The 4939-nt window shown below is 59.3% G+C and carries 4 protein-coding genes and 1 pseudogene; 3 read left to right on the forward strand and 2 right to left on the reverse strand.

Going from position 1 to position 4939, the window contains the following annotated elements; all coding sequences use genetic code 11:
• Window positions 1-158: 158 nt before the first annotated feature.
• A complete protein-coding gene (locus VMJ11_RS16060; RefSeq protein ID WP_325620376.1) occupies window positions 159-725 on the forward strand; it encodes a hypothetical protein in 567 nt (188 codons plus the stop codon).
• A gap of 809 nt (window positions 726-1534) precedes the next feature.
• Window positions 1535-2285 (forward strand): annotated as a pseudogene (locus VMJ11_RS16065) (class I SAM-dependent methyltransferase).
• Between the two features lie 343 nt (window positions 2286-2628).
• On the opposite strand, the gene VMJ11_RS16070 reads toward VMJ11_RS16065, so the two are convergent.
• Entirely contained in the window at window positions 2629-3537 is a 909-nt protein-coding gene (locus tag VMJ11_RS16070; RefSeq protein WP_325620377.1) for a LysR family transcriptional regulator, read from the reverse strand.
• An 89-nt stretch (window positions 3538-3626) separates the two neighbouring features.
• On the opposite strand from VMJ11_RS16070, the gene VMJ11_RS16075 reads away from it, so the two are divergent.
• Complete coding sequence (locus VMJ11_RS16075) at window positions 3627-4475, forward strand: oxidoreductase (protein ID WP_325620378.1); 849 nt, start codon at window positions 3627-3629, stop codon at window positions 4473-4475.
• Between the two features lie 253 nt (window positions 4476-4728).
• Here the strand turns inward: VMJ11_RS16075 and VMJ11_RS16080 are convergent.
• Window positions 4729-4939: hypothetical protein (locus tag VMJ11_RS16080; RefSeq protein WP_325620379.1), on the reverse strand; the 211-nt coding region annotated here is incomplete at its 5' end.

Below are 4939 nucleotides of genomic sequence, written 5' to 3' on the forward strand. Positions count from 1 at the left end.
TGAGCGTGAGCACGATAATTGATGGGAATTCGGGGGTGTTTTGGGCGTCCAGCGTGATGTGCCCGTAGTGGCGAACCTCATTCACGTTGCTCAAATTCGTTGACGACCATGAAGCCAGTATTCGATCCTTCGATAGATTCATCCCCATGGATTACTCGATGATCAGCGAAATCGTTGGCAACAGCCTATTCGCGGCATTTCTGGCGAGCATCGACGGCGACCTCGCCGCGCGGGCGAAATCGAAAGGCTGTGCGCACTGTGGCGGCGTCTTGCACAGCGCGACCTATGCGCGCAAGCTTCGTGGCCTACCTGATTCAACTGACCCGCCAAATCGGCGTCACAGCTTCTGCTGCCAGACGTGTCGGCGCCGTACCACGCCCGCGTCAGTCCGATTCTTGGGGCGCCGCGCTTACGCCGGTACCGTCGTGGTCCTGATGTCTGCGATGGGCGAAGGCGTGACGAACCGACGAATCGAAGAACTGCGCCGCGTGCTGGGTGTGCATCGTCGTACCCTGCAGCGGTGGCGGCACTGGTGGCGCGCCGTGTTCGCCGCAACCCCGTTCTGGTCCGTGGCCCGGGGCAACCTGATGCCGCCGCCGGACGCCACCGCCTTGCCGGGCGGCCTGCTAGAACGCTTTATTGGACCAGACGATCCAACGAGGCTGGCCCAGTGCCTGCGGTTCCTCGCCCCGCTGTACTCGCCCTACAGTGATCACGCTTGTTGATGGACGCAGTGGCTCCCGCAGAAAATGTCACTTGACTGCCGGAGGAACCCCGGAACCCGTTGCCAGCCCTTCAGACTGACCATTAAAGCCCGCTCCGTTTAGGCATCGTCTCGCTGAATTCAAGCATCAGTGACGCCGACAATCGCGCGGCCCAGTTCCTGATGCCGGGTCGCTATCGCCTTCAGTTGAGCCTGTTCGGCCGATCGTCCCTCATTTTCGACGCTCATCGGCCCATCAATTATCGTGCTCACGCTCACTGAACAATGCGCTGCTCAGCGCACACTACGGGCCTCTCCGTCACCCCAAGGCGCCCGGCCTGTCCCTCACGGGCGTCCGGTTGGTCATCCCTGACCACGCCAAGGGGCTTCCCGTGTTGCGCGCGCTTTCCTTGTGTACATGCTGTCGCCACTACCCCGGCGCAGCGACTGGGCGTCCTGCCTGCTCGTTCACCCAACCGTATCAGCCTTCCCCGACATGGCTTTCGGGTCAGCCTGCGCATCGACGTTTTCGAGGCTTGCTCGGCGTTCACTCGCGTTACGGCCTGCACACTCGCGCTGTCACCGTATTTCGTGACACGCTTCACCGAAGGCTTCAACCGCTTCGTTACCTCCACGATTGCTCCGGTTGCTTCCGGCTGGAGCGGTTGCCGGGTGGGGCTTTCACCCACTGGAAAAGCGCCGCCTTGTCACGGCGCACGCCAGAAACGGTCGCTCAGCGTGAACCGCTAGCTCGTTGACAATGGGACGGTATCTGGTCTGAAATATCGCACCGATTGCCAACAACAAACCCCGCTGGAGCGCCGCCAGACAATGTCCGACGTCGAAAACGCCCTCTATTCCGATGCGAGACTCGTCAGCCTGTACGACCTGCTAAATTCAGGAGATTTGGACCACAGGTTCTACGCCGAGCGAATCGGAAATCAGCCCAAGCAGGTCCTCGACCTGGGATGCGGGACTGGAACCTTTGCGGTCCGCATGGCCACGGCGGGTCATCGAGTCACCGCGGTCGATCCGTCAGAGATGATGGTCAGCTATGGAAGGCGACGTCGTGGTGCCGCGGCAGTTCAATGGATAGTGGGTGACGCCATTAGTGTGCCGCGTTCGTCCCCTTTTCGAAGTGGTGACCATGACAGGCCACGCTTTTCAGTGTGTTTTGAACGACGATGAAGTCGCGGATATGCTGCGAGCGGTCCACGAAATGCTCGTGCCCGGCGGGCGCTTCATGTTCGAAAGCCGGAACCCTGTCGTTCGCCCATGGGAATCCTGGACGCCAGCGCTTTCGGCGCGCTCCGTTCATTCGGAGCTGCACGGTCCGGTATCCGTCTTTCACGATCGCATATCTGTGGCCGAGCCACTCGTAGAGTTCGAAACGCATTCCGTCTTCGAGCGCGACGGCACGCATCTAATCAACAGGAGCCGACTGCGGTTCGCGGCCTACAAGGACCTCGCTGACGCTAGCACGAGGGCAGGCTTCGGAAAGATCGAATGCTTTGGCGATTGGGGCGGGGGACCTTTCCAAGAGGAAACGAGTAGTGAAATCATTGCGATATGTCGAGCGTAATGTGACGCGAACGGCGGCCGCGAAGTAGCTGAACATCCCTTGTGGTTCGCGCTCTGCCGGCCGCTGCACGAGCATGCGCGCCGTCGTCTATGGGGGGCGCATAAGGCGGCCGTCGACCATTTATAGCCGCCGCTCAAGGTCGTCGCCCATTTTGTCTAGCGAAGGTCTCGTTCGCCCCCGCTCAATGTCCGGTTTCCTGCGAGCAAGTTGCGGATGGCACCGCCTCAACACGGTCACAAGCGGTCGGTTGCTAGCCCTGCGTATTTGCCGACAGTTTTGCCGCGCATGCTTACGCTAACTCAAGGAAGAGGTCGGCGAAGTGCTGGTTGGCTATTCGACCGGCTCATTTGGTTCGCAAGAGCTTCAGCAATGCCGCAAGAACGGGAGATACCTGCTTTCGCGACGGGTAGTAAAGGAAAAATCCTGTGAAGGGCGCGCACCAGTCATTCAATACCTGAACCAGACGTCCTGTTGCTATATAAGGCGCCGCCTCGTGCTCTAGCACGTACGCAACGCCTAGACCATCAATGGCGGCTTGCAACATGAGTTGTGGCTCGTTGAAAGTCAGCGGTCCTGACAACGCCACTCTCAACTTACGACCGTCGTTTTCGAACTCCCATGAATAGAGACTTCCTGCCGATTCCATCCGGTAATTGATGCACTGGTGATGCTGCAGATCTTCTGGGGTAGTGAGCGCAGCATTTCTTGAAAGATATTCCGGCGACGCGACGACGGCCATCCGAAGGTCCGGTCCTACCGGAAGCGCCACCATGTCCTGTTCGAGCTTTTCGCCGAGCCGGATGCCGGCATCGAACCGTCCGGCGACGAGGTCACGGAACGCATAGTCAATGATGACTTCCACCGTGGCGTCCGGATAAGTCACGCAGAAGTCGGCCAGCACGGGACGGATTACCGCCTCGTATCCTTGACGCGTGGCGGTAATTCGCACGGTACCTGAAATGCGGTCGCGGTTGCGGCGGAGGTTTTCGAGCGCACCGTCGATCGCTTCTAGCGCGGGTTCCAGCGTCAATAGCAACGTCTCGCCTTCGGCAGTGGGCGCGACGCTGCGGCTCGTTCGCCGGAGTAGCGCGACGCCCAACCGCGTTTCGAGACGCTTGATCGTGTAGCTGAGCATGGAATTGGACACGTTCAGTTCTATCGCAGCGCGAGAAAAGCTGAGCGTGCGCGCTACCGCAGCGAAGGCTAAAAGGTCATCTAGAACCCCGCGCGACATTGTTTTATCAGATTGCATGGCCCGTCTGAATTATCCGTGATGATTGAATGAATCGTCTCACCTATTCTTTCCGAAGTCGACATTTCGAAACGAAACGGAGAAAAACGATGATTGATGAGGATTCGGTATGGTTGATAACAGGCAGTTCTTCCGGGCTGGGTCGTGCGCTGGCTGAGAAGGTGCTTGAACATGGCTATCGCGCGATCGTTACAGCGCGCAATGCCAGTGCAGTACGCGACCTTATCCAACCTCATGGCGACCGTGCAATAGCAGTCGACCTTGATGTAACCAGCCCCGCGCAAATCAGCGCTGCCGTAAAGGCTGCGAATGACACGTTTGGTCGGATCGATGTACTCGTAAACAACGCCGGCTACGGTTATATAGCGGCTATTGAGGAGGGTGAAGACACGGAGATTCGAGCCCAGTTCGATACCAACGTTCATGGCGTCATTGCTTTGATGCAGGCTGTGTTGCCCGGGATGCGACGTCGGGCCAGAGGGCACGTGGTCAACGTGAGTTCAATCGGCGGACTGACGACGTTCCCCAATGTCGGCTACTACCATGCGACAAAGTACGCGCTTGAAGGACTATCTGAAACGCTGGCCAAGGAAATGGCGCCATTTGGCGTGGGTGTGACGGTTGTTGAACCTGGCGCGTTCAGGACCGAGTTCAGGGGGCGTTCGATGCGGCAATCGGGCATTCGTCTCCCCGAGTTTGAAGAGACATTGGGCAAACAGCGTGATGCCTTGCTGGGGTCGCATGGAAAGCAAACGAACGATCCGGACAAGGGCGCGGCCGCGATCATTGAGGCAGTCAAGGCAGAACACCCGCCCTTGCATTTGCTGCTTGGCGCGGACGCGCTCAATCTGGCACGCAAACAACTTGCTGTGATGGCGGCGGAGTTCGATGCGTGGGAAACGTTGACATGCAGCACGGGGTTCGACGAAATGGCTTAGCTGACCGTCGGGCACAACGTTCGCAATGCCAGTGTTTCTGTGAAAGGGGATAACGATCGCCGATGCGTTCAGCGTCGGCTGTTGAGCAGCGCGAGTGGCCGGTCGGGGTCGGGAGTACGCACTGCCGACTGGCCGCTTGCCGGCCGCTGAATTCCAGTGACCGCTTCAGAGCGATGAGTTTGAAGAGCGGACTGACGCAGCCCGACCCGAAACAGACGTCGGGACCACCGATATTCGACGCTACAAAGCGGCCCTATGCGGCTGGGTGCGCGCGGAAATCGTGGATTTCGATGGCCACCAATGTCGGAAGCGGCAGCGGGCGTGCCCCAAACGGCAATGGCTTCACCGTCCGGCGGGTCGACAACCGCAGACCGTCGAACTCGCGCGTCTGCTCGCACAAATGCGCCGCATGAGCCCAACTCCCGACGACCTCGGCGGTGTAGTCGAGGCGTCGCAACAGATGG

Origin of the sequence: Paraburkholderia sp., from assembly GCF_035501035.1 — a bacterium.
Taxonomy (GTDB): domain Bacteria; phylum Pseudomonadota; class Gammaproteobacteria; order Burkholderiales; family Burkholderiaceae; genus Paraburkholderia.

What these genes read in the sequence shown, in the direction of transcription:
- VMJ11_RS16060 (WP_325620376.1), top strand. Translation starts at nt 159, where the DNA reads ATGATCAGCGAAATCGTTGGCAACAGCCTATTCGCGGCATTTCTGGCG.
- VMJ11_RS16070 (WP_325620377.1), bottom strand. Translation starts at nt 3,537, where the DNA reads ATGCAATCTGATAAAACAATGTCGCGCGGGGTTCTAGATGACCTTTTA.
- VMJ11_RS16075 (WP_325620378.1), top strand. Translation starts at nt 3,627, where the DNA reads ATGATTGATGAGGATTCGGTATGGTTGATAACAGGCAGTTCTTCCGGG.